Annotated in this window: 19 protein-coding genes; 13 read left to right on the top strand and 6 right to left on the bottom strand. The window is 65.1% G+C overall.

The features are described from left to right. Positions 1-24: 24 nt before the first annotated feature. Positions 25-1,311 carry a diguanylate cyclase domain-containing protein gene (locus LPW26_RS00955; protein WP_238732360.1) on the bottom strand — a complete coding sequence of 429 codons (1,287 nt, stop codon included), beginning with the start codon at positions 1,309-1,311 and terminating at the stop codon, positions 25-27. A gap of 435 nt (positions 1,312-1,746) precedes the next feature. Here LPW26_RS00955 and LPW26_RS00950 point away from each other — a divergent pair, with 435 nt between their 5' ends. The 4 genes from LPW26_RS00950 to LPW26_RS00935 all read left to right on the top strand — a co-directional run bounded on the left by LPW26_RS00950 (position 1,747) and on the right by LPW26_RS00935 (position 7,501). Beyond that, complete coding sequence (locus tag LPW26_RS00950) at positions 1,747-2,493, top strand: sulfite exporter TauE/SafE family protein (protein WP_238732359.1); 747 nt, start codon at positions 1,747-1,749, stop codon at positions 2,491-2,493. Between the two features lie 206 nt (positions 2,494-2,699). Continuing rightward, entirely contained in the window at positions 2,700-3,878 is a 1,179-nt protein-coding gene (locus LPW26_RS00945; RefSeq protein WP_238732358.1) for a patatin-like phospholipase family protein, read from the top strand. 59 nt (positions 3,879-3,937) lie between these two features. After that, the gene (locus LPW26_RS00940) at positions 3,938-6,157 is read left to right on the top strand and encodes a S8 family peptidase (RefSeq protein WP_238732357.1); all 2,220 of its coding nucleotides are present in this window, start codon (positions 3,938-3,940) and stop codon (positions 6,155-6,157) included. 66 nt (positions 6,158-6,223) lie between these two features. Then, positions 6,224-7,501: a ComEC/Rec2 family competence protein gene (locus tag LPW26_RS00935; RefSeq protein WP_238732356.1), complete on the top strand. Its 1,278-nt coding sequence runs from the start codon at positions 6,224-6,226 to the stop codon at positions 7,499-7,501. A gap of 352 nt (positions 7,502-7,853) precedes the next feature. Here LPW26_RS00935 and LPW26_RS00930 read toward each other — a convergent pair whose 3' ends face one another. Further along, the gene (locus tag LPW26_RS00930) at positions 7,854-8,375 is read right to left on the bottom strand and encodes a MarR family winged helix-turn-helix transcriptional regulator (RefSeq protein WP_238732355.1); all 522 of its coding nucleotides are present in this window, start codon (positions 8,373-8,375) and stop codon (positions 7,854-7,856) included. A gap of 84 nt (positions 8,376-8,459) precedes the next feature. Here LPW26_RS00930 and LPW26_RS00925 point away from each other — a divergent pair, with 84 nt between their 5' ends. The 3 genes from LPW26_RS00925 to LPW26_RS00915 all read left to right on the top strand — a co-directional run bounded on the left by LPW26_RS00925 (position 8,460) and on the right by LPW26_RS00915 (position 11,308). Next, entirely contained in the window at positions 8,460-9,698 is a 1,239-nt protein-coding gene (locus tag LPW26_RS00925) for a cytochrome P450 (protein WP_238732354.1), read from the top strand. A 9-nt stretch (positions 9,699-9,707) separates the two neighbouring features. Continuing rightward, positions 9,708-10,028 (top strand): 2Fe-2S iron-sulfur cluster-binding protein, encoded by a 321-nt coding sequence (locus LPW26_RS00920; protein ID WP_238732353.1) that lies wholly within the window; start codon positions 9,708-9,710, stop codon positions 10,026-10,028. A 65-nt stretch (positions 10,029-10,093) separates the two neighbouring features. Continuing rightward, positions 10,094-11,308 carry an ABC transporter substrate-binding protein gene (locus LPW26_RS00915; RefSeq protein WP_238732352.1) on the top strand — a complete coding sequence of 405 codons (1,215 nt, stop codon included), beginning with the start codon at positions 10,094-10,096 and terminating at the stop codon, positions 11,306-11,308. Positions 11,309-11,591: 283 nt separating this feature from the next. Here LPW26_RS00915 and LPW26_RS00910 read toward each other — a convergent pair whose 3' ends face one another. Then, positions 11,592-13,904 carry a TonB-dependent siderophore receptor gene (locus tag LPW26_RS00910; RefSeq protein WP_238732351.1) on the bottom strand — a complete coding sequence of 771 codons (2,313 nt, stop codon included), beginning with the start codon at positions 13,902-13,904 and terminating at the stop codon, positions 11,592-11,594. Positions 13,905-14,340: 436 nt separating this feature from the next. Between LPW26_RS00910 and LPW26_RS00905 the strand changes: the two genes are divergently transcribed. Next, the gene (locus LPW26_RS00905) at positions 14,341-15,675 is read left to right on the top strand and encodes a caspase family protein (RefSeq protein ID WP_238732350.1); all 1,335 of its coding nucleotides are present in this window, start codon (positions 14,341-14,343) and stop codon (positions 15,673-15,675) included. Positions 15,676-15,689: 14 nt separating this feature from the next. On the opposite strand, the gene LPW26_RS00900 is transcribed toward LPW26_RS00905, so the two are convergent. Together LPW26_RS00900 and LPW26_RS00895 are read right to left on the bottom strand one after the other, a co-directional pair. Then, complete coding sequence (locus LPW26_RS00900) at positions 15,690-16,124, bottom strand: hypothetical protein (RefSeq protein WP_238732349.1); 435 nt, start codon at positions 16,122-16,124, stop codon at positions 15,690-15,692. A 417-nt stretch (positions 16,125-16,541) separates the two neighbouring features. Continuing rightward, positions 16,542-17,729 carry a serine hydrolase domain-containing protein gene (locus tag LPW26_RS00895; protein ID WP_238732348.1) on the bottom strand — a complete coding sequence of 396 codons (1,188 nt, stop codon included), beginning with the start codon at positions 17,727-17,729 and terminating at the stop codon, positions 16,542-16,544. 164 nt (positions 17,730-17,893) lie between these two features. Here LPW26_RS00895 and LPW26_RS00890 point away from each other — a divergent pair, with 164 nt between their 5' ends. Together LPW26_RS00890 and LPW26_RS00885 are read left to right on the top strand one after the other, a co-directional pair. Then, the gene (locus tag LPW26_RS00890; protein WP_238732347.1) at positions 17,894-18,091 is read left to right on the top strand and encodes a BrnT family toxin; all 198 of its coding nucleotides are present in this window, start codon (positions 17,894-17,896) and stop codon (positions 18,089-18,091) included. Then, positions 18,084-18,386: a BrnA antitoxin family protein gene (locus LPW26_RS00885; RefSeq protein WP_238732346.1), complete on the top strand. Its 303-nt coding sequence runs from the start codon at positions 18,084-18,086 to the stop codon at positions 18,384-18,386. The genes LPW26_RS00890 and LPW26_RS00885 overlap by 8 nt, the downstream gene beginning before the upstream one ends. Positions 18,387-18,417: 31 nt before the next feature. Here LPW26_RS00885 and LPW26_RS00880 read toward each other — a convergent pair whose 3' ends face one another. Then, complete coding sequence (locus tag LPW26_RS00880) at positions 18,418-19,491, bottom strand: linear amide C-N hydrolase (protein WP_238732345.1); 1,074 nt, start codon at positions 19,489-19,491, stop codon at positions 18,418-18,420. 302 nt (positions 19,492-19,793) lie between these two features. On the opposite strand from LPW26_RS00880, the gene LPW26_RS00875 reads away from it, so the two are divergent. The 3 genes from LPW26_RS00875 (at position 19,794) to LPW26_RS00865 (ending at position 23,434) form a co-directional block, all read left to right on the top strand. Then, complete coding sequence (locus LPW26_RS00875) at positions 19,794-20,087, top strand: hypothetical protein (RefSeq protein WP_238732344.1); 294 nt, start codon at positions 19,794-19,796, stop codon at positions 20,085-20,087. A 193-nt stretch (positions 20,088-20,280) separates the two neighbouring features. After that, entirely contained in the window at positions 20,281-21,876 is a 1,596-nt protein-coding gene (locus tag LPW26_RS00870; protein WP_238732343.1) for an MDR family MFS transporter, read from the top strand. A gap of 136 nt (positions 21,877-22,012) precedes the next feature. Further along, the gene (locus tag LPW26_RS00865; protein WP_406676752.1) at positions 22,013-23,434 is read left to right on the top strand and encodes a TAXI family TRAP transporter solute-binding subunit; all 1,422 of its coding nucleotides are present in this window, start codon (positions 22,013-22,015) and stop codon (positions 23,432-23,434) included. The last annotated feature ends 17 nt before the right edge of the window (positions 23,435-23,451 follow it).

Here is a 23,451-nt window from a genome sequence, read left to right as displayed (position 1 = left end):
CGGCGATGCTTCGATGGGTGAACTTCAGAAGGTGCAGGCGCCGGCGGTTTTAGGAAGATCGGTCTCGACCGCGTCGCTTTCCCCGAACAAGCGATAGGTGTTGCGGCCTGCATCCTTGGCCGCATAGAGCGCAATATCCGCGCGGCGCAGCATCTCGCTCCCGCTTGCACCGTGGCGTGAGATTCCGACGCTGGCGCCGATCTTGTGCACGACGCCGTCCAGGAAGATCGGCTCTGCGACAGAACTGACGATCTGTGCGGCGGCGGCCTGGCAGTCGGCCAGTTCGTCCAGGACGATCGCAAATTCGTCCCCTCCCAACCTGGCTACAACCACCGCCCCGGGCACCACTTCCTTGATGCGAGCCGCAGCCGTCTTCAGCACCTGGTCTCCGACCGCATGACCGAACGTGTCGTTGATACACTTGAACCGGTCGAGATCGACCAGCAGCATCGACAGACGCCGGCCGCCTCCCTGCTCCAGCGCGGCATTGATCGCCAGGTTCAGCCCTGCTCGATTGGCGAGTTCGGTCAGCGTGTCGTGACGGTGCAGATAGTCCACCCGAATGTGATCTTCGGTGGCCTCGGTCTGATCGACCGCGAACTTGACGATCTTGCTGATCTGTCCGTTCTCGTCACGAACCGGGTTGTAGCTCGCCTGAATCCATCGAGTCTTGCCTGCGGAATCGATCCGCCTGAACGTGCCGGTGTGATACTCGCCGCTCCGCAGCCGGCGCCAGAAATCCTCGTAGGCGGCCGTTCCCCGCTGCTCTTCGGGAACGAATGTCGCGTGATGCCGGCCGATGATCTTGTGACGCCGATACCCGACGATCTCGAGGAACTTATCGTTGGCGTAGCGAATGCGGCCGTCCAGGTCGAACTCTGCCACGGCCTGAGATCTTCGGATGGCGGCGATCTGCCCGGCAAAATCGGCGTCCTGCCGTTTCCGTGCCGAGATGTCGCTGACGAATTTCAATATCCTATAAGGCTGCCCATCCTCTGCCAGCAGCGGGCAGTACACGCCGTGGATCCAAACCAGGTCCTTCGATTTGTTGATGCGGCAGAATTCTCCGACCGTGAATTCGCCGCGGCGCAATCTCTGCCAAAGCTGCAGATGGTCGGCAGCATTGCGCTGGCCGGGAGGTACGAATATCGAGTGCGGGTGAGCGACGACCTCTGATGCCTCGTACCCCATCAGATCGAGAAATAGCGAGTTGGCTCGAATGATCTTGCCGTCAAGGCTCAATTCGACCACTCCCTGAGAGCGCTCGAGAGCTTCAACTTTGGATATGCAAAGCTTGGACAGTTCGTCCATGCGCCTGACCTGTCGTGCGCGACCGTTTGATTGAGCTAAGCCGCGAAAAATATCGGCGGCTCGATTGAACAAATTGTTACTTAGACCCGGAAATGCGACCTCGTGAAACTACTTGTCGTCCAACTGGCGTGAATGTGTCTCGCTTCGATGGTATAATACTGCGGCGAATTCGGTTGGGCGACCGGCACGCTGTCGACGCCAACGGCGATCGGTGTGGAGTGGCCATTCAGGCAGCACCAGGAAGATTCTCGCTGCAGTTCATCCCGACAGCCATGCCTGGAGTGGACAGGCGTCGAACGACACGGCCCCGCCGGAGAAGATCGCCGAGCGCAGAGCCGCCAGCGATCAATTTCGTGCGTTTGCGGTCTCGCCAGGCCGGGCCGATCCGGCGGTCAGGGGCTTTCAATTCATTGCGTGTTGGCGCAGAAGGGGCCCATGACCGCTCTCCTTCTTATCGCCGTTGCCGGCCTGTGGGCCGGCATGCAGAACACGCTTGCCGGCGGCGGCTCGTTCGTCACCCTGCCGGCCTTGCTGCTGGCGGGGCTATCGCCGCTGTCGGCCAACATCACCTCGACGGTCGCGCTGTTTCCCGGCCAACTCGCTTCGGGTTTCGCGGGGCGCTCGATGGTGCTCGGGGTCGGGCGGCTGTCGTTTCGCTGGCTGATCGCGATCAGCCTGCTGGGCGGGGCAGTCGGTGCACTGCTGCTGTTGATCACGCCGCCGACGATCTTCGCCCGGATGATGCCGTGGCTGGTACTGTTCGCCACCGCGGTGTTCGCCTGGGGCAGTTTCGTCCGCACGGCGAGGGCGGAGCCGGCCAAGATCAACGTCGGCATGCTGGGGGCCATCCAGTTCGTGATCGCGATCTATGGCGGTTACTTCGGCGGCGGCATCGGCTTTCTGATGATGGCGGCGTTGTCGGTCGCCGGCATGCACGCGCGCAACGCCGGCGCCACCAAGAACGCACTCGCCGCGGCGATGAACGCCTCGGCCGTGGTGATGTTCGCGCTCTCGCCGGAAGTGAAGTGGCTGGAAGCCGGCGTGCTCGCCGTGTCGTCGACCGTCGGCTATCTCGCCGGCGTCTGGGTGCTGCGGCGCGTCAACGAGAAATGGCTGCGCGTCGGCGTCGTCGTGCTGGGCATCGCGCTGACGATCGGGCTGTTCTGGCGGCAGGTCACATAGTCGCCACGTCACATAACTGGTCGCCGCGCGGCAAATTTCGATGGATGCTGGTCGGATACTTCCGCTGCGCAATACACGTGGTGCTCGACGCACATGTTACTTGCGGAGTTTGCTAGCTGCGTGCTATGAAGCCTCATTGAGATTATTCATTCTACACCATTTCTTACTCGCCAGGTCGTCCAGCCGATTGCAAGGAGGCAATGGACATGACCGATTCAACGATCACGATATCGTCGGCTGCGGCTTCGCCGGTTGATCCGCGCCCTGACCCCAAACGCGCACATGTCCCATCGCCGCCCGAGGAGGGCATCGCCCTGTGCCTATCGGGCGGCGGTTATCGCGCCATGGTGTTTCATATCGGCGCGCTGTGGCGGTTGCACGAGACCGGGTATCTCCAGAGGCTGAAACGGATTTCCAGCGTCTCGGGTGGATCGATCACGGCCGGCCTGCTGGCGTTGAAATGGCGCGAACTAAGCTTCGCAACCGATACGACGTTGAGCGAGTTCGTGCCGAAGGTCGTGGCACCGCTGCGCGCTTTCGCGGGGACTACGATCGACATCGGCGCGATCTTGCGGGGCATGCTGCCCGGCTCGTCGGTCGGCGACGAGATCGCCAAAGCTTATGATCGCGAACTATTCCGCGGCGCGTCGCTGCAGGATCTGCCGGAGACGCCGCGCTTCGTGATCAACGCAACCAGCGTGCAGTCCGGCGCGTTGTGGCGCTTCTCCCGGCTATATATGCGGGACTATCGGGTCGGCAAAGTGAATCGCCCGAAGGTGGAAGTGGCCAAGGCGGTGGCGGCATCGTCGGCGTTTCCGCCGTTCCTGTCGCCGTTCCGACTCGCGCTCGATCCGGCGGACTTCGAGCCCAACACCGGCGACGATCTGCAGCGGCCTCCCTACACCAGCCAAGCGTTACTCACCGACGGCGGCGTCTACGACAATCTCGGGTTGGAGACGGCGTGGAAGCGCTACACCACCATCCTGGTGAGCGACGCCGGTGGCCAGATGGCTCCGGAAGAAGGGCCGAAGACGGATTGGGCTCGGCATGCTTACCGGGTGCTCAACCTGGTCGACAATCAGGTTCGCGCGCTACGCAAGCGGCAGGTGATCGATTCGTTCGAGGCGAAGATCCGTGCCGGCACTTATTGGGGCATCCGCACCAATATCGCCGACTACGGGTTAGGTCAGCACGCGCTCGTCTGCCCACACGACCGCACCATGAAGCTTGCCGACATTGCGACCCGGCTTTCAGCAATCGACGATCTTACCCAGGACCGGCTGATCAACTGGGGTTACGCCGTGTGCGACGCCGCGCTCCGCCGCTGGGTCGACCCGAAGCTTACGAAGCCGACGGACTTTCCTTATCCGAACGCCAAGGTGTGAGCCGCAACCAAGTGGACGACGGACCATAGGCGGCCGCCGAGCTGCCGGGAGGAGCACGCATGGTCGATGACAGAATGTCCGGCAAGGAGCCCTGGCCGCATTCGGCGGACGGCCGGCCGACGCAGTTTCCGCTGCCGAGGGATCTGCTCGAGACGATCCTGCTCGGCCCCACCGACGACCGACGCGTGCTGCAGGATTCTCCATTGCTCGGCGACGTGTGGGCGGCCTACGCGTTGGATCCGGGCAATCTTCAGGACGTCCTCATCACGCCGCATCGCGCCGCGACTGCGGCGAGCGTCGCCAACCTGATCCCCGACGGGCGCGACATCTGGGACGCGACGCGCAACGCGCTGCCGCTGCCGAGGCCAGCGCCCCGGCACAAAACGTCCGAATACGACGCGATCGAGGATACCAAAAAGGAAGAACTTCCGAGCGCCAAGATCGCCTATCTGCAGGGGCTGGTCGCGGCCGAACTTTATTTCGACGAAGTGCTCTGCATCCTCGTGCCGCTGACACAATGGTGGCGGCTGCCGCAGGTCAAAGACCGCATCGAACAGTTGCAGTCGCGGGTGCCGCAACTGGTCGAACTGTTGCTGTCACCGAGCGCTGCCTCCGGGGCGGAGGACCGACAGACCTATAACGACTACTCGTCGCTGGAGCGCTACGTTGCCCTGGCCGGCCTGATTTTCTGGATCGGCCGGCTCGAGAGGTCGGCCGATCCCGCGTCCGAACCGGCGAGCCCGGGCCATCAGTCGGCCTCGCGATTGCCGCCCTTGCGGGCGCCGCGCACCGCGGACGAGACCGTCGCGTTGTACAGGCCCCACGTCGAGGAAATCGTCTATGACATGATCGAGCTGTACGGCCTGGTTCAGAGAAACCATGAGAGATTGTTCGAGCAACTCCGCGATCAGGACGACGCGGACGCCTATCGCGATGCCAACGAAGAGGGCTTCATCTTCCAGATTTCGCTGAACCGCAAGGCGACGACCGCGCTCGATCGCTCGGTGCCGGCGGTTAAGGGCGACGCTGCGGCGTCCCTGTTCAAGGTCAAGTGCAACAAGATCGTCTGGGCTGTCATCGATTCCGGGATCGACGGCACGCACCCTGCGTTCGACGTCGACGACTCAGGGGGCGACCCCGCAGCTGTCGGCGGGACGGACAACGCAAGAAAGCCTGAATCCCGGATCGTGAAGACGTTCGATTTCACCCGGATCCGCGAGATCATCAGCAGCCGCGCACGTGATCTCGATCCGGCCGACTTCACGGCGATCGCCGAAGCCACTGGCCTCAGTTCGGAGAAGGTTGCGGGCTATCTCGACGAGATAGCCCGGGACTTCCGCGACAAGCGACCGATCAACTGGGCCAAGGTCGAGAAGCTCATCACTCTGAAGAATATTCCCGAGCCGGCCAATCCGCACGGCACGCACGTGGCCGGGATCATCGGCGCGAACGGACATGCGTTTCGCAACGCCAAGCTCCGACAACAGGCATTGAAGGAAGCGGATCTGGTGCAGAGGGGCCTTGCTGCGGCCCCGGCTGCCAAGATGAAGCCTAAGGCGAAGATCACGAGCTACGACGGGATGTGTCCGGACATTCGGCTGTACGACTTCCGCGTGCTCGGCAAATCCGAAGGCAACACGGAGTTTGCGGTGATTTCTGCGCTCCAGTACATCCGCTACGTCAATGAGCGGCACAATTTCATCAATGTCCACGGCGTCAATCTCAGCCTGTCGATCCCGCATGACGTGCACAATTTCGCCTGCGGCCGCACGCCCGTGTGCAACGAATGCGAACGGCTGGTCGAAAGCGGAGTCGTCGTCGTCGCCGCGGCCGGAAATCGCGGGTTTCAGAAGTACGAGACGGCGCACGGGCCGGTCGAGAACTACGCCGCCTTCAGCATCACCGATCCCGGCAACAGCGAAAGCGTCATCACCGTCGGCTCGACCCACGGCAACTGGCCGCACACCTACGGTGTGAGTTTCTTCTCCAGCCGCGGACCGACCGGCGACGGCCGGCTGAAGCCCGATTTGGTGGCGCCGGGCGAGCGGGTGCAATCGACGGTGAGGGACAAGCAATGGGCCCCCGAGTCGGGCACCAGCATGGCGGCGCCGCATGTCAGCGGCGCGGCCGCGATGCTGCTGGCGCGCTACGACGAATTGGTCGGCCAGCCACGGCGCGTCAAGCAGATCCTCTGCGAGAGCGCCACCGATCTGCGGCGCGAGCGGAGCTTTCAGGGGCACGGCATGCTCGACGTGTTGCGGGCGCTGCAGTCGATCTGATTGTGCAATCGGCTTCGGGTCCGGGCGGTGTCCGCCCGCGAGATTGTTTGTTGATGGAGAACTCGGATGATTTTCAGTCTGGAAGTCTTGCCTGCGGGCAAAGGTGACTGCCTGCTGCTTCACTACGGGGACAGCGATCGGCCCCGCCTGATGCTGATCGATGGCGGTCCGGCCGGTGTCTATCGCAACGCGCTGAAGGACCGGCTTACTCAGCTCTGGACAAGCCGGCGAGACGCGCTCGACGATGGCGCTGGACTGCCGATCGACGTGGTGCTGGTCAGTCACATCGACGACGACCACATTCACGGCATCATCGATTTGGCGAAGGAACAGCAGGACCATGCGCCGGACCTGCGGGTGAGCGTCACCAGCCTGTGGCACAACAGTTTTGATGATCTGCTGAACACCGATGAAGTACCGCACGATCCCCAAGCTTCGATCCTGGCGGGCCTCGGCGGCTCGCAGTTCTCGACGCTCGAGCCGGAGACAGGGGACCAGGCGGACCTGTTGCACCTTCTCGCCAGCGTCCCGCAGGGACGTAATCTGCGCAAGCTCGGCGAGGCGTTGGGCTGGATCCCGAACGACATTTCACAAGGCAGGCTGATCATGGCCGCGGCTGGCGCCGAGCCTGCCAATGTGGACAACCTCAAGGTGACGGTGATTGGCCCGATGCACGACGAATTGGCAAAGCTACAAGAACGGCACAACGACTGGATCAGCGAGCAGAGCACACTGGGACGGCCGATCACGGCAGAGGCCGTTCTAGCCGCGTACCTCGACAAGGAGGTGCCGAATCTGTCGAGCATCGTGCTGCTGGTGGAATCCGGCGACAGCAGCATGCTGCTGACCGGCGATGCAAGCGGCGACAAGATCCTGAAGGGGCTGGAGAGGGCCGGCCGGCTCAGCCGTCCGGGAGAGCCGGCGTCACCCGGCATTCCCGATGTGCTCGCGGTCGACATCTTGAAGATGCAGCACCACGGCAGCGACCGCAATGTCGCCTCGGATTTCTTCCAGCGGATCACGGCCCGGCACTATGTGTTCTCCGGCGATGGAAAGCACGGCAATCCGGAGCGCAAGACGTTGCAGATGCTGCTCGACGCGCGCGACGCCGGCGACGACTACGCGATCCACCTGACCTACGAGCCCGCCGATATCGACGCGGAGCGCGCGGCAGATTGGCTCGAAAAGCAGGCGCGGAAGGCTGGCGCGAAAAGTGAGTGGAACGCGGAAGAGCAGAGCCTCGCTGCACTGTTCGACGCCCATCCCGATTTCAAGAGCAAGGTGCAGATCGTGCAGTCCGACGAGCCGCATCTCATCGAGCTGCTCGGTCCGGTCGCTGTCTGAGCCGGGCGTCGACAACCGGACGTCGCGGCGCGCTCACGTCTCACCGCTCCCATCATCGCCCGCGCAGGCGGGCGACCCAGTAGTTCAGGGCGCTCGTTGTGGGGGGCGACGCTGACCGCTCGCGCCTGGACTACCGGATCCTCCGCGTTGCGCGGAGGATGACGGCGGAGGGAAAACCCGCGCCAACATATTTGTTGCCAAGGCAACTGATCTGTGAGAATTATTCTGAACAAGAGCGACCCGGTCGCCGTGTTCGGGAGGAAGTATGTTCGGCAGCTCAGCCGGCAATCGCGGCGCCGTGTTCGCGATCCGGCAATCAGGCGCTCAGAGGGATCGGCCGCAGCTGCGCGCGTCAGCCGCCGTCGCCGGTGACTGCGCTGAGATTGTTGTGCAGGCGGCGCAGCAGATCGATCAGCACTTCCTGCTCCCCCGTATCGAGGCACGACATCAGCCGCCGTTCGCGGTCGAGCGCGGCGACGATCACCTTGTCGTGCGTGCCGCGGCCCTTGGTGGTCAGCGAGATCGAGTGGGTGCGGCCGTCGTTCGGATCGGTGCGGATCGCGATCAGTCCGCGCCGCTGCATGTCGGCGAGCGTGCGGCTCACCGGGCCCTTGTTGAAGCCGATCACCTGGCAGATCCGCGACGCCGCGATGCCGGGCTCGATCGCCAGCAGCGACATGATCCGCCATTCGGTGACGTTGACGCCGAACTCCCGTTGATAGAACGCCGTCGCGCTGTTCGACAGCTTGTTGGCGATGAAGGTGATGAAGGCCGGAACGTAGCGTTCGAGATCGAGCGTCTGCGCGCCATGAGCCTGCGGCTGCGCCGCTGCGGAACTGCGTGGTGATTTTCTGGGAGGCGAACCGGCGGTCATGGCGCTTTCGGAAGCTGGCGGCGGGTGAGCAGACATAAAGATACGCGGGCACGGTTCACAAGTGCCGAATGAAGGGAGGACGAGATGATTGCAACTGAAGCTGCATCGCCGGCCGCGGCGGCGTCTGCCACGCCCGCGCCGATTCCGCATCTGCCGATCGATCCGTTCTCGCTGGATTTCTTCGACGATCCCTATCCGGACCAGCAGGCGATGCGGGACGCCGGGCCGGTGGTCTATCTCGACAAGTGGAACGTCTACGGCGTCGCGCGCTATGCCGAAGTTTACGCCGTGCTCAACGATCCGCTCACCTTCTGCTCTAGCCGCGGCGTCGGCCTCAGCGACTTCAAGAAGGAGAAGCCGTGGCGGCCGCCGAGCCTGATCCTCGAAGCCGATCCGCCGGCGCATACGCGCCCCCGCGCGGTGCTCAGCAAGGTGCTGTCGCCGGCAACGATGAAGCGGCTGCGCGACAGCTTTGCCGCGGCCGCTGAGGCCAAGATCGACGATCTGCTGGGCCGCGGCGGCACCATCGATGCCATCGCGGATCTTGCCGAGGCGTATCCGCTGTCGGTGTTTCCCGACGCGATGGGATTGAAGCAGGACGGCCGCGAGAATCTGCTGCCCTATGCCGGGCTGGTGTTCAATGCGTTCGGCCCGCCGAATGAACTACGTCAGTCGGCGATTGAACGCTCGGCGCCGCATCAAGCCTATGTCAACGAGCAATGCCAGCGGCCGAGCCTCGCGCCGGGCGGCTTCGGCGCCTGCATTCACGCCTTCGCCGACAGCGGCGAGATCACGCCCGACGAAGCGCCGCTGCTGGTGCGTTCACTGCTGTCGGCTGGTCTCGACACCACGGTGAACGGCATCGGCGCCGCGATGTATTGCCTCGCGCGCTTTCCTGAGGAACTGCATCGGCTGCGCGCCGAGCCGGCGCTGGCGCGTAACGCGTTCGAAGAGGCGGTGCGGTTCGAGAGCCCGGTGCAGACCTTCTTCCGCACCACCACGCGCGAGGTCGAACTCGGCGGAGCGACGATCGGCGAGGGCGAGAAGGTGCTGATGTTCCTCGGCTCCGCCAACCGCGACCCGCGGCGCTGGGACGAGCCGGATCGCTACGACATCACCCGCAAGACCTCCGGCCATGTCGGCTTCGGCTCGGGCGTTCACATGTGCGTCGGCCAGCTGGTGGCGCGGCTGGAAGGCGAGGTGGTGCTCGCCGCGCTGGCGCAACGGGTCAAGGCGATCGAGATCGCCGGACCGGTCAAGCGCCGCTTCAACAACACGCTGCGCGGGCTCGAGAGCCTGCCGCTGAAACTGACGCCCGCCTGAGGATTCACGATGCCCACGATTACTTTCATTCTGCCCGACGGCCGCCGCGAGAGCGTCGAAGCTGCCGTGGGCGACACCGCAATGTATGCGGCGCTGAGCCAGGGGTTCGACGGCATCGTCGCCGAATGCGGCGGCAACGCCGTCTGCGCGACCTGCCACGTCTATATCGAAGAGGGGCTGAGCAAGCTGCCGCCCGTCGACGGCAACGAAGACGATCTGCTCGACGGCACGGCCGCCGAGCGGCTGCCGTCGAGCCGGCTGTCCTGTCAGATCAAGCTGACCGACGACCTCGACGGGCTGGTGGTGCGGATTCCGGACCGCCAGTTCTAAACCAACCATCGCCGGCAACGATCGGTGATGGCGTCACCAAACAATATCACCTCAGGGAGAGACACATGACCATCACCAAGGGCCTGCTCGGTCTCGCGACCGCGTGCCTGCTGAGCAGCACCGCCAGCGCGGAGATTTCCGGCAACGTCGTGCGCGTCGGCGTGCTCAACGACATTTCCGGCATCTTCCAGGACACCAACGGCATGGGCTCGGTCGAGGCCGCGCGGATGGCGGCCGAAGACTTCGCCGGCGGCGGCAAGGACATCAAGGTCGAGATCGTCTATGCGGATCACCAGAACAAGGCCGACGTCGGCAACGCGATCGCGCGGCGCTGGCTCGACAACGAGGGCGTCGACGCCATCGTCGACGTGCCGAATTCGTCGGTGGGGCTGTCGATCAACACGCTGCTGCGCGGCACCAAGATGACGTTCCTGGCGTCGTCCACCGCGAGCTCGGACCTCACCGGCAAGGCGTGTTCGCCCAACACCATCCAGTGGGTCAACGACACCTGGGCGACCGGCAACACCACGGCGGCGGCGATGATCGAGCGCGGCGGCAAGGACTGGTACTTCATCACGGTGGACTACGCGCTCGGCAAGGGCATCGAAGCCGAAGCCAGCAAATACATCGAGGCGCATGGCGGCAAGGTGATCGGCTCCAGCAAGCATCCGCTCGGCACCTCGGACTTCGCCTCGTTCCTGCTGCAGGCGCAGACCTCGAAGGCCGGCGTGATCGGCCTCGCCAATGCGGGCGGCGACACCATCAACACCGTCAAGCAGGCGGCCGAATTCGGCATCCAGCAGGGCGGCCAGAAGCTGGTCGCGTTCCTGCTGTTCATCAACGACATTCACGGCATGGGCCTGAAGGTCGCGCAGGGCCTGCAACTGATGGAGGCGTTCTACTGGGACATGAACGACGACACCCGTGCGTTCGCCAAGCGCTTCGCGCAGCGTCCGGGCATGAACGGCAAGATGCCGAGCGGCAACCAGGCCGGCGTCTACGCCTCGACGCTCGCCTATCTCAACGCCGTCGCCGCGACCGGCAGCGACGACGCCAAGCAGGTGGTGCCGCAGATGAAGACCTTCAGCGGCAAAGACAAGCTGTTCGGCGACGTCACCATCCGCCCGGACGGACGCGTGGTGCATCCGATGTATCTGTTCGAGGTGAAGAAGCCCGACGAGTCGAAATATCCGTACGATTATTATCGGCTGGTCTCGACCGTCTCGGCCGAGAAGGCGTTCCGGCCGCTTGCGGAGGGTGGATGTGAGTTGGTGAAGTAGCTGAAGCTTCGGCCGCACGTCGGGGGAAGCTGTTGTCCCGCACGGCCGTCATTGCGAGGAGCGCGGCGACGAAGCAATCCACGCCGCGCACGTCGCGCTGGATTGCTTCGCTTCGCTCGCAATGACGGTGGCGTTGGCGGCGAGCCCCGTGTCGGGACCGGCCCGCCTGGCGCCAATCCTCCAATACATCAGCGGTGAGGCACAGCATCAGCAGGACCAGCATGCAGATCAGCGAGGTCCAAGGTGTGGACCTTGCTCGAGATCCTGAGCGCGCGCGTTCCCGTCACCAGCGATAGCTTGCGGTCGCGGTGACGACGCGCGGGGTGATGTACTGGCAGCCGCCGGTGACGGTGCAGAGCAGGGTGTCCTTGTTGGCGATGTTCTTGACGTTGAGGGCGAAGTTCATGCCCTTCGGCTGGCGATAATGCAGCCCGGCGTCGAACACCGTGTAGGCGTCGTTGGTCAGCGTGTTGGCGGCGTCCATGTAGGACTCGCCGACATATCGCACGCCGGCGCCGAGACCCCAGCCGGCCAGCGGGCCGCTCTGCAGCGTGTAGTCGGCGAAGGCGGACGCCAGTTTGCGCGGCTGCTGCAGCGGCACCTTGCCGACATCGCCATTGTTGCTTTCGGTGATCTTCATGTCGAGCACCGTGTAGCTGGCGACGACATTCAGCCCCTCGACCGGCTTGGCCAGCACCTCGAATTCGAGGCCGCGTGAATTCACCTGGCCGGTCTGGATGCTGTAGTTCAGATGAGCCGGGTCGGCCGTCAGCACGTTGTTCTGCGTGAGGTCGAACATCGCCGCGGTAAACAACAGGTCGCGGTTGGGCTGGAATTTCAGGCCGCCTTCATATTGCTTGCCGGTGGTCGGCTTGAACGCGGTGCCGCTGAACTGCACGCCCGCCGTCTGAAGAAACGACTCCGAATAGCTGACATAGGGCGCTACGCCGCTGTCGAACAGATAGGTCAGCCCGGCGCGTTTGGTGAACGCGGAGTCGTTGCTGATCTGCGGCTGGTTTGTGATGCGATTGAGCGTGTCCTGCTGCGCCGAATCGAAACGTCCGCCGAGCGTCAGCAGCCAGTTCTGCCATTTGACCTGGTCCTGCAGATAGACACCGGCCTGGTTCATGGTCTGGTTGAAGCTCTGGGCCAGCGTCGTCGGCATCGTCACGGCCTGGCCGTAGACCGGGTTGATGCGGCTGAGCGACGGCGCCGATCCGTTGTACTGCCGGTTGGTGAGTTCGAACGCCTGATAGTCCATGCCGGCCAGCACGGTGTGCTGCAGCGGGCCGGTCCAGGTCTTGGCGATGACGTGGTTGTCGGTGTTGAAGCTGTTGCTGGTCTCGAACACCCGCCGCGAGACGCGCGGGTACACGGTCTGGGTGTCGAGCGGCGTGCCGGCGAAGGTGAGATAGCGATATTCGAGGTCGACATGGCCGAAGCGGGCCCGCGAGCGCACGATCAGATCGTCGCTGAAACGGTGCTCGAACTGGTAGCCGACGCGATACTGGGACTGGTCGAACGTATTGTAGGACGGATCGCCGAGAAACAGCGGCAGCGCCGTCATCTTGACGACCTTGCCGCCGCGCACCGTGGCGACCGACAGAGGAAACGCGTTGCCGGTGACGTCGTGCTGATAGTCGCTGAGGATCGTCAGGGTGGTGTCGTTGGTCGGCCGCCAGGTGATCGCCGGCGCGATGTAGGCGCGATCGTCCTTGACCTTGTCGGAGAACTTCGCGATCTGCGCGTCGGAATCCCGCAGCACGCCGGTCAGCCGATAGAACAGCGTCTTGTCCTTGTCCACCGGACCGCCGACGTCGAACGCGCCCTGCAGCCGGTCGGCGCTGCCGACCAGCCCGACCACTTCGCCGAAGGCCTGATCGGTCGGCCGCTTGCTGATCAGGTCGATCAGGCCGCCGGGCGGACTCTGGCCGTACATCACCGAGCTCGGGCCCTTGACGATGTCGACCCGCTGTACACCGTAGGGTTCGTTGCGGAACACCGAGAAATACGCCGAGCCGTTGCCGATGTCGCGCAGGCCGTCGCGATAGTTGGAGAAGCCGTTGGTCTCGAAGCCGCGAATGCGGGCCTGATCGTAGCGCGGATCGGCGCCGCCGGTCTGCACCGCGACGCCGGCGCTGTATTGCAGCGCTTGCGCGATGGTGTCGACGCCGCGTGCGTCGAGATTGTCGCGGCTGACCACCGAGATCGACTGCGGAGTCTCGATCAGCCTGGTGTCGGTCTTGGTGCCGCTGGCGCTGACGCTCGGCACGAAGCCCGGCACCGGATCGGTGCCGCGTTCGAACACGGCGCGCTGCGACGGCTGTGCCGGCTGCGGCGCGCGAGCTGCACGCTGGGCGGAGCGGCGGGAAGGGCCTGTGGCGGAGCGGGTGTTCGCACGGGGAGCCTGTGCCTGACGGCGCGTCGCCTGCGGCGCGGTGACTTCGACGGGGGGCAGCTCGGTGGCCGAGGGGGCGCTCTGCGCGGCGGCCGGCGACGACGGCCAGGTTATCGGCGACATGATGGCGCTGCTCAGCAGCAGTGCACTCAGCACGGATCCACGACCGGCATTCGCGCCGGCCTCGACGATTTTCATTTGAGCCCCCAGATTGTTGGGGTCTACTAATCGGACGGGCGCACGTGCAGCAATGCGCACTCGAAGCTTTGGCGCGAAACTAATTTGGAATCGATCGAACCGCTTCGTCGTCGCGACGGCCCGGCGCTTGTATCGTGTTGATTTCCTTGATCTCCCCGCTCGAGGTGATGAACTACGCGAAAGCGCCGCCATTCCTTGAATCGTTCGAAAGAGATGGTTGCCGAGGTACAAAGCGCATCGCGCGTGGTCTTTGGGCCGGATTCCGGGAGGGGAGCGATGCAGCGGGCGGGAGCGCCTTCGCGAGCATCAGCCGGGCAGGATCACGGGCCGCCGGGGGCCAGCGCCGATGGGCCGAGCCGTCCGACAAGTTGCGTTTCCCGCGCCGCGCAAAACCGCTAGTCTCGCCGCTGTCGCGGTCTGGCTGAGTGGATCTGGCATGGGGCGGTTTGGAATCGCAGTTGCGCTGGCCGTGTGGGCGGCTGTGCTGTGGCAGTCGCCGGCGCAGGCCGAGAAGCGCGTGGCGCTGGTGATCGGCAATTCCGGCTATCAGAACGTGTCGCGGCTCGACAATCCGAAGAACGACGCGGCGCTGATGGCCGAGACGCTGGCCGGCATCGGCTTTTCGCTGGTCGGCGGCCGCGCGCAGCTCGACCTCGACAAGCCCGGACTCGACGCCGCGGTGCAGAGCTTCGGCCGCGATATCCAGGGCGCCGACGTCGCTTTGTTCTATTACGCCGGCCACGGCGTGCAGCTCAGCGGCGCCAACTATCTGGTGCCGGTCAACGCCAATCCGGTGCGCGAGGCCGATGTCGATTTTCAGATGGTCGACGTCAACGTCGTGCTGCGCCAGATGCAGGGGGCGGGGACGCGGCTGAAGATCGTGATCCTCGATGCCTGCCGCAACAACCCGTTCGGCGTACGCGGCTTGCGCGCGTCGGAAGGCGGGCTGGCGCAGATGCGCGCACCGGACGGCACGCTGATCTCCTACGCCACGCAGCCCGGCAGCGTCGCGCTCGACGGCGGCGACGGCCACAGTCCCTATACGCGCGCGCTGGCCGCCACGGTGCGGCTGTCCGGGCTCGATCTGTTTCAGACCTTCAACCAGGTCGGCCTGGCGGTGATGCGCGCGACCGCCGGCGCGCAGCAACCGTGGGTGGCGTCGTCGCCGATCGACGGCACGTTCTACTTCGTGGCGCCGGCGCGGCCGTCGTCAGCGGCTTCGCCGGTGCAGGAAGCACGGCTCAGCGCGGCGCCGCGGCTCGATCCGGAGCGAACGCCGCTGACCGACGCGGCGGCGCTGCGTGAATTGCGCGAGCGACTGTACGAGCTCAATTTCGATCCCGAGGTGCCGAACGGCAGCGCGGGACTGCGGCAGGCGATCGGCAAGTTCCAGCAGCGGGCGTCGCTGCCGCAGACAGGGGAGGCGACCGAAGGCCTGCTGGCGCGGCTGCGTGACGCCGAAGGCCTCAAGCCGTGGGGCTCGATCGTCTATGATCCGGACAAGGAGAAGTGGGGCGTCGCCTGGAACCACGCGACGCGCAAGGCGGCGGTGGCCGATGCCCGCGCCAAATGCGGCACGGCGAAGTGCCCGGTCGAGCTCAGCTTCTATGGCGGGCGCTGCGGCGCCTTCGCGGTGTCGCCGCAGGCGTGGTCGCTGGTCGACCGTGACGCGGTGGCGAGTGCGCGTGAGGCGGCGCTCAGCGCCTGCGGCAAGTCCGGCAAAGCGTGCCGGATCGTCGGCGCGGTCTGCGCCGACGGCTCGGGCCGCTGATCGTTTAGGTTCAACTACTGCTTCGACGCCGTCCAGGTGCCGACGCAGCCGTCGGAGCGGCGGAACGTTCCGGAGCCGCTGCGGGCCGAGAACCGGCCGGACGAGGTCCAACTGATGCCGTTGGCCGAGCCGGCGCCGCTGGTCTGGCCGCTCGGCGACACCTGGCCGGAGGTGTACTGCCCGGCAAACCGGCCGCCGGAGATCACGATTGCCTCGGAGGCACCGCCGCAGGGCCGGCCGACGCTGACGACGGCCCACGCGCCATCGAAGGTCGCGCCGCCACCGCCGCCGGATCGTGCGGCGCGGGGCTTCTCGCGCGCCGGCTTGCGCGGGCGTACGGGCGCGGGCGATTCGACGCTGCGCGGTGCACGCGATCCGGACAGCGACTTCTCGCCGTCGCCGAGACTGCCGCCGGCGCTGCCGGACTGTGCGCCAGCGAGATTCGGCATCGCGACGGCCGAGAGCGCAAGGCCGAGTGCGCCGACGTGTATCAAGTATCGGACCGCAGAGGATCGGAGGGCGAGCGACATGATGACCACTTCCAGAGCTACGAGCTACGCGGGGCGGATCGGCGATCGGCTGAGAGTTGCCGGAGGTGCAGCGGCCGTCAAGGTCGTGCGCGTTGTGTGAAGTAAGTCACAGCTGATTGCGGGGGCTCTGCACAGGCAGCGGCGCATTACTGCCCCCGATACCTCCGTAATACTACGGCTGGGGACCATCCCAAATAGCTCAAACGCGTCGATTGTGAGACATAGGAGACAGCCGCGGCGCCTTGCGTCGTGGTCCCCTTCCTTGGGGCGTTTCCTCCCTTGACTTTGGCCCGGGCGCCGATCGGCGACCGGGCCTTTTTTATGTCGTGCGTCAGCTTAGCAGCCAGCAAGACATCGCCGGATCTCCGGCAAGGCGCGATGCGTCACTGCCCAGGCGGCGGTGTCGACCGGCGCCCCCTGCGACGACAGCTTCGCGATGACCAGACGGTTCGTCGGATCGACGAACAGATTCTGGCCGTGGATGCCCATCGCGAACATCGTGCGCGGCTCGTCGTCGACCACGTACCAGCCGCCACGATAGCTCATGCTGCGATAGGGAAACAGCTTCTGCCACTCGCCGGTTCGCCACGCGTCCCGATCACCGTTGTTCCAGAGATCGTCGATCCAGGCGCCCGGCACGATCGCGTGGCCGCCGCGCACGCCGCCGTCAAGTAACAGCTGGCCGAGGCGGGCGAAGTCCCGAGCTGTCATGCTGAAGCCTCCGGTGGCGCGCGCCAGGCCGCCTCGATCGAGCGTCATCGATGCCGGTTGCTCGGCGCCGAGCGGCTGCCAGATCAGCTCCGAGACCAACTGCGCAAACCGGCGGCCGCTGGCGCGTTCGATCGCCCAGCCGAGCAGATCGGTGTTGGTGGACGTGTAGCGGAACGCGCCGCCATGTGGCTGCGGCTTGATCGACAGGTTTTGATAGAAGCTTTTGAGGTCCGACGGCGGCTGATCGGGTGCGAGGGCGTCCCAGCCGGCGGCGGCCGCGTAGTCGCGCGTCGCGTCGAGATCGAGCACGATGCCGGTCCGCATGTCGAGCATCTGCCGCAGCGTCGCGCCGCGATAGGCGGTGGCGGCGATCTCGGGCAGCAGCGCGGTGACTTCGGCATCGAGATCGAGCGTGCCGCGGCCGGCCAGAATGCCGGCGATCAGTCCGGTGATCGATTTCGATGCCGACATGATGATGTGCGGCGTCTGCGCTGTCATGCCATTAGCGTAGTACTCACAGACGATCGCGCCGTCGTGAACAATCACCAGCGCGTCCGTCGCGGTCGCCTCGAGGAAGCCGACGAAGTCCAGGATCTCGCCGCCCTGGGCGCGCACGCGGAAGTCATCGAGGCCGTGCGGCGCGGCCTGCAGCGTCCACACGTCGTCGACCGCGTTGGCAATCCGCGCCGTCGCGATCAGCTCGTCGACATGCTGAAACGCCCAGCGGCTGAACGGCAATGTCCGCCAATTGGCAAGCGTCGCGGCCGGCGAGCCGCCGGACGCTGCGTTGGGCGAAGAAGTCTCGGCAGGCATGGAAAGTCTCCGGAAAGGTGCCGGGGGGATGTAGGCGGCCGGCGGCATTTGGTCCATGCTCTGCGCTGCAGATGTTTTAGGTCGCATTTTTTTGTAGATACGATATAAACATGATTATTGTCTGGGACGAGCTGAAGCGGATCGCGAATATCGAGTAGCACGGCATGGACTTCGCTGAACTCGACGTCGCATTTTTCGAGCAGGCCATCATCAGGCCCTCGCATTCGAAGCGTTGGCTGGCGATCGGCCTCTCTGAACTCGGGGCAATTGCCGTTGTGTTCAGGCCGATGGGACGGGAGGCCCTGAGCGTGATCAGCATGCGGCCGGCCAACCGGCGGGAAAGGAAACTGCTCGATGGCTAAGAAGACTTTGAAGGCGTTTCAGCCCGGCCGGGGTTACACCAAGAAGGTTTGGGACGAGGTCGGTGATAGTCCGGAATGGACGGCGGAGGATTTTGCGAAGGCGAAGCCGTTCGCCGAAGTCTTTCCCGATCTCGCTGCCTCGATCCGGCGCGGGCGCGGACCCAACAAGGCACCGACCAAGAGGCTGGTGTCGCTGCGGCTGTCGCGTGAGGTGATCGAAAAATACAAGGCCGGCGGCGATGGCTGGCAATCGCGCATCGATGCCGACCTGCGGCGCATCAACAAGATCAAATAAGAGGTCGTACGCCGCCGGCTCCGCGGCGCTGTTACTTGCCTTGTAGCCCCAGAAAGTTGAACGGCGGGCTCGGCTTGAACTGATCGTGCACCTCGCCGGCGAAGATATTGGTCTGGCCGGGGCCGAGGTCGAGCTTCTTGACCGCGCCCTTGTCGGCGGAAAAATCGATCTTGGTGAGATCGACCCAGAACACGTTCGGCGTCAGCGCGGATTCGAAGAAGTACAGCTTGCGTTTCTGGTCTGCGACGGTGCGCCAGCGCGTCGATGAAATGTTCGGTTGGTCAGGCGTGGTGATGCCGTAGGGCACCGAGGCGTTGCGGATCACGCCGAACACGCTGGCGAGCGCCTCGGTCGGATTCTCAGACTTCGGGATTGCATCGACATAGAACGACGCCCGGGCGAAGCGGTCCGCAGCGCGGTTGGTGCCCGGCAACATCACGGTGCCGCCGATCTGCTGCCAATAGGCGTTGAGCGCGAGCTGCTGGTCGAAGGTTGGCGAATTGGTCATCACCTGATAGCTGCGGCTGTGATGGATCACCTGCTTGCCGTCGATGTATTCGATGATCGCGCTGTCGCCGCTGGCATCCGATAGCGACAGGTGAACGGTCGCCAGCCGCTGCTCGCCGGGCATCATGTCGGTGACGAGAATGAACGGCTGTTTCGCCAGCGCATCGACCGCTTCCTGCACGGTGGCGAAGCTGTCGAGAACGTATTGCGGCCAGATCGAAATTGCCAGGCCCGGCTTCGAGCCGTCGTTCTTGGGATAGGTCGACTCCGCCAGCCACAGCACGTTGGCGACGAGGCCCGCTTCGTTGATGCCGTCCGACGTGGCGATGTCGTAGGCCGAGGCGATGACGCTGCCGTAGCGCGACGTCCATTGCAGCGAGTTCGGCCCGACTTCGCCGTTACGCTTTGCACCGCGCGGGAAGATCCACAGATTGGTTCCGATGTCGCGCGCCCAATCCATCGATCGGGCGGTGATGACCTGACTGTCGGCGCCGAGATAGACGAGACGGGTGCATGCCTGCGCCGGTGACAACCCAGTGCTGCCGATCAGCAGCGCTGCGAGCGAAGCGGAGGCGGAGCGGCATCGAAATGACATCATGACTAGGGCTCCAAGCTGGCGAGCGCGTCGATCGGTGGCGAAGGTGCGAGCTGCTGTGTGCCGCCAGATCGTCTGGCGCGCAGGGTTGCATGATCGCGCTGCAAATCAATCCCGCGGTCCTGCGCTTGGCAAACAATTCGTCAACGCAGGCCCTCCGCCGGCATTGCGGTAGGTTGATCGGCACGCAGATGGTGCGGCGACGACTTGAAGACGGTTACATGGCTGTCAGAATTCGGGACGAGCCGAGCCGCGAATCTTGAGCTACGTTCTCCGCGACGCTGATCCGAACGGAGGAAAGCTTGATGGTTGCGCGTGCGGGGTGGGTGGCGACGATCGCGGCACTCGCATTGATGGCGGGGGCGGCTGTCACCGGGGCAAAGGCCAGCGCGAAGCACGATACCGCCAAGGTGACGCCGGCGCCCGTGGCGCCTTCTAGGCCCAACGCGACCAAACCCGTCTCGACGAACCCCGCGAAGCCGCTGACGCGCCGGCAGGAGGTCGAGCACGCCATCGAAACGCGCACCATTCCTGAGCGCTATCGCAGCTCGGTGCCGAAAGAGTATCAGAAGTACATTCCGTTCGCGAAAGACAGGTAAGCGCCAGGCGGAGAGGGTGGTTCAGCTCCGCCGTCTTTCGCTATGCGGAATAGACTTCGCCGGCGGGGCGTTCGGTGCCCGCGACTGGTGCGAGCCACCCATGCGCCGCGATGGCTGCCGGATCGACGCCGGCTCCGCTACTAACGTTGAACGCATCTCCCCCAGCTTGCCGAAAACGAGATTCTGCGCCCGCATGAGCATGCCTGAGCCCCGAAGCCGTGAGCCCGTCGGCCGGCATCTCCTGTCCGACGAAACGGCGGCGGAACTTTCGCATATTCCGACCGAGGTGATCGATTTCGGCGATGCCCCGCCGCTGGCACCGGCGAGCCCGCTGTCGCAGGGCGAGGTCAGGGCGATCCTGTTGAGCCTGCTGCTGGCGATGTTCCTCGCCGCGCTCGACCAAACCATCGTGGCCACGGCACTGCCGACGATCGGCCGTCAGTTTGGCGACGTCGAAAATCTGTCGTGGGTGATCACCGCCTATCTGTTATCGTCGACCGCGGTGGCGCCGGTGTTCGGCAGCCTCGCCGACATCTACGGCCGGCGCGCCACCATCATCGCGTCGCTCAGCCTGTTCGTTGCCGGTTCCGTGATGTGTGCGCTGGCTCCGAGTCTGATCGTGCTGATCCTCGGCCGCGCATTGCAGGGGCTGGGCGGCGGCGGCATCATGCCGATCGTTCAGACCGTGATCTCCGACGTCGTTTCGCCGCGCGAGCGCGGCCAGTATCAGGCTTACTTCTCCGGCGTCTGGGTCGCGGCCGGCATCGGCGGTCCAATTCTCGGCGGCGCCTTCGCAGAGCATCTGCACTGGTCGGTGATCTTCTGGATCAATCTGCCGTTGGCGATCGGCGCGCTGGCCCTGCTGTTGCCGAAGATGGCGAAGATCCCGGTGTATCACCGCCGCCGCAAGGTCGACTGGCTCGGCGGCGTGCTGCTGATGGCGTCGGCGCTGGCCCTGATGCTTGTGCTGACCTGGGGCGGCACCAGGTTTGCGTGGCTGTCGCCGACCATCCTGGCGCTCGCGGGCGCCGCCATTGTGCTGGCGACCAGCTTCATCTGGCATGCGCTGCGGGCGCAGGAGCCGTTCCTGCCGCTGCAACTGATGAGCGGCACGGTGGTGCCATGGGCGATGGCGGCGGGCGGCTTCGCGATGGGCGCGATGATCGGCCTGACCGTCCACATGCCGCTGTATTACGAAGCGGTGTATCATCTGAGCGCCAGCCAGTCCGGTCTGGCGCTGATCCCGATCGCTGCCGTCTCAGTGCTCGGCGCCGCGTTCACCGGCCGCGCGATGGTGAAGGTCGAGCGCTACAAGCGGATCGCGATCTTCGGCACCGCGTTCTCGGCGCTGATGGCCGCCGCAATCGCGGTGCTCACGCCGCTGCCGCTGTGGGTGTTCCTGGTGCTGCTGTCGGTGTTCTCGATCGGGCTCGGCACCGTGTTCCCGGTCACCGTTGTGTCGATCCAGAACGCGGTGGCGCGGCCGCAGATCGGCACCGCCACCGGGGCGATGAACTTCTTCCGGGCACTGATGGCGTCGTTCTCAGTGGCGGCATTCACCGCGATCCTGCTGATCGCGTTCGGCGGCGAGCTGCAGCTCGGCGGCGCCGAGCATCGCCACGCCATCGGCACGGTCGGGGCAACCGATATGGTCGCGGCGTTCCGCTGGGTCTTCGCTGCGGCGGCGGTGATGCTCGCCGGCTCGGCGCTTTGCATCGCCATCATGGAAGAGCGCAAGCTCGCCGGTCCCGAGCAGTCGGACCCGCCGCCGCTGGAGATGGCGGAGTAGGCCCGGGCGCTTACCGCGAGAGCCGACCAAGATTGCCCGGTGGATTTTCGCCAACCGCCGCCAAAACCGAGTAGTCTGCCGCAAAACCGCCCTCGGAGCGGCGCATGGCGCGCCTGACGCGAGCGGTGGAGCGGCAATGACGGACCGGGTGGCGGCGATGGCGTTGCCTGACGGCAGCCATGAATCCTTACGCAAACGGCGCCGACGCAATCGCGCGCGGCTGATGCTGGCAACCGTGCTGACGGTGTTCGCATTAGTGGCGGGCGCGCTCGGCGTGCTGTTCTACGAATTGCGGCCGGTGACGCTGCGGATCGCGGTCGGGCCTGCGGGGAGCGACGACCTCAAGCTGATTCAGGCGCTGGCGCAGAGTTTCGCGCGCGATCACAGCTCGGTGCGGCTGATGCCGGTGATCACTGATGGCGCGACGCCGAGCCTGGTCGCGTGGACCAAGGGGCTGGCGGATCTCGCCGTTACGCGCGGCGATCTGGATTTGCCCACTGACGCGCAGTCGGTGGCGATCCTGCGCAAGAACATGGTGACGCTGTGGTCGGTGCCGTCGAAGGGCAAGAAGGGCGGGGCGGTCAAGAGCATCACCGACCTCGCCGGCCGCAAGGTCGGGGTGATCGGCCGCACGCCGGCCAACATCAAGCTGCTCCATGTTATCCTGTCGGAGTCCGGTGTGTCGCCCGACAAGGTGCAGACCGAGCAGTTCGCCACCGGGCAGATCGCCGATATGGCACGCGACGAAGCCCTGTCGGCCTATCTGGCGGTCGGGCCGCTCAATAGCAGGACGACCGCGGAGGCGATCGCCGCCACCGCCAAAGCGCGCGGCGAGCCACGGTTTCTGCCGGTGGATGTCGCGGATTCGATCTCCAAGAAATACCCGATCTACGATTCCGAGGAGATCCCCGGCAGCACCTTCTCGACCGCCCCGGCGCGGCCGGAGGACAAGGTCGATACCGTCAGCGTCAATCACCTGATCATCGCCAAGCGCGCGTTGTCGAGCGTCACGATCTCGCAGCTGACGCGGCAGATCTTTGCGGCGCGGCAGCAGCTGGCGCGAGAGATGCCGATTGCCGGCAAGATCGAAGCGCCGGATACCGACAAGGCAGCGGCGCTGCCGGCGCATCGCGGCGCCGCCGCGTTCATCGACGGCACAGAGCGCACCTTCATGGAGCGTAACAGTGATTACATCTGGGGCCTGATCGTGCTGCTGTCGGGCCTCGGTTCGGCCGGCGCCTGGTTCAGGTCTTACGTCACGCGCGACGAGCGCGAAGCCGGAATACGGATGCGCGACCACGCGCTGTCGCTGGTCGCCAAGGCGCGCAAGGCGGAGTCGCTCGATGAGCTCGATGCGTTGCAGCAGCAGATCGACCACATCGTCCGCAACATGCTCGAGCTTTATGACGACAGCGCGCTCGATGATCTGGCGCCGTTCAACCTGGTGCTCGATCAGTTCCACAACGCGGTGGTCGACCGCCGCACCACGCTGACGACGCCGAGCGCGGGACTGGCACCCGCCCAGCCGGATACGCTCGGCGTTGCCGGCGCGGGCTGAGCGCGCAGAGACCTTGA

The sequence above is a fragment of the Rhodopseudomonas infernalis genome (assembly GCF_022271405.1).
In the GTDB taxonomy this organism is placed as follows: Bacteria; Pseudomonadota; Alphaproteobacteria; order Rhizobiales; family Xanthobacteraceae; genus Rhodopseudomonas; species Rhodopseudomonas infernalis.
Note: the sequence above shows the minus strand (reverse complement) of the source record. Positions and strands in the feature narration are given on the sequence as shown.

Coding starts and splice junctions, on each gene's coding strand:
- LPW26_RS00935 (WP_238732356.1), top strand. CDS start 6,224: ATGATTTTCAGTCTGGAAGTCTTGCCTGCGGGCAAAGGTGACTGCCTG.
- LPW26_RS00915 (WP_238732352.1), top strand. CDS start 10,094: ATGACCATCACCAAGGGCCTGCTCGGTCTCGCGACCGCGTGCCTGCTG.
- LPW26_RS00955 (WP_238732360.1), bottom strand. CDS start 1,311: ATGGACGAACTGTCCAAGCTTTGCATATCCAAAGTTGAAGCTCTCGAG.
- LPW26_RS00925 (WP_238732354.1), top strand. CDS start 8,460: ATGATTGCAACTGAAGCTGCATCGCCGGCCGCGGCGGCGTCTGCCACG.
- LPW26_RS00905 (WP_238732350.1), top strand. CDS start 14,341: ATGGGGCGGTTTGGAATCGCAGTTGCGCTGGCCGTGTGGGCGGCTGTG.
- LPW26_RS00875 (WP_238732344.1), top strand. CDS start 19,794: ATGGTTGCGCGTGCGGGGTGGGTGGCGACGATCGCGGCACTCGCATTG.
- LPW26_RS00900 (WP_238732349.1), bottom strand. CDS start 16,124: ATGCCGAATCTCGCTGGCGCACAGTCCGGCAGCGCCGGCGGCAGTCTC.
- LPW26_RS00870 (WP_238732343.1), top strand. CDS start 20,281: ATGAGCATGCCTGAGCCCCGAAGCCGTGAGCCCGTCGGCCGGCATCTC.
- LPW26_RS00945 (WP_238732358.1), top strand. CDS start 2,700: ATGACCGATTCAACGATCACGATATCGTCGGCTGCGGCTTCGCCGGTT.
- LPW26_RS00910 (WP_238732351.1), bottom strand. CDS start 13,904: ATGAAAATCGTCGAGGCCGGCGCGAATGCCGGTCGTGGATCCGTGCTG.
- LPW26_RS00950 (WP_238732359.1), top strand. CDS start 1,747: ATGACCGCTCTCCTTCTTATCGCCGTTGCCGGCCTGTGGGCCGGCATG.
- LPW26_RS00885 (WP_238732346.1), top strand. CDS start 18,084: ATGGCTAAGAAGACTTTGAAGGCGTTTCAGCCCGGCCGGGGTTACACC.
- LPW26_RS00880 (WP_238732345.1), bottom strand. CDS start 19,491: ATGATGTCATTTCGATGCCGCTCCGCCTCCGCTTCGCTCGCAGCGCTG.
- LPW26_RS00930 (WP_238732355.1), bottom strand. CDS start 8,375: ATGACCGCCGGTTCGCCTCCCAGAAAATCACCACGCAGTTCCGCAGCG.
- LPW26_RS00865 (WP_406676752.1), top strand. CDS start 22,013: ATGACGGACCGGGTGGCGGCGATGGCGTTGCCTGACGGCAGCCATGAA.
- LPW26_RS00920 (WP_238732353.1), top strand. CDS start 9,708: ATGCCCACGATTACTTTCATTCTGCCCGACGGCCGCCGCGAGAGCGTC.
- LPW26_RS00895 (WP_238732348.1), bottom strand. CDS start 17,729: ATGCCTGCCGAGACTTCTTCGCCCAACGCAGCGTCCGGCGGCTCGCCG.
- LPW26_RS00890 (WP_238732347.1), top strand. CDS start 17,894: ATGGACTTCGCTGAACTCGACGTCGCATTTTTCGAGCAGGCCATCATC.
- LPW26_RS00940 (WP_238732357.1), top strand. CDS start 3,938: ATGGTCGATGACAGAATGTCCGGCAAGGAGCCCTGGCCGCATTCGGCG.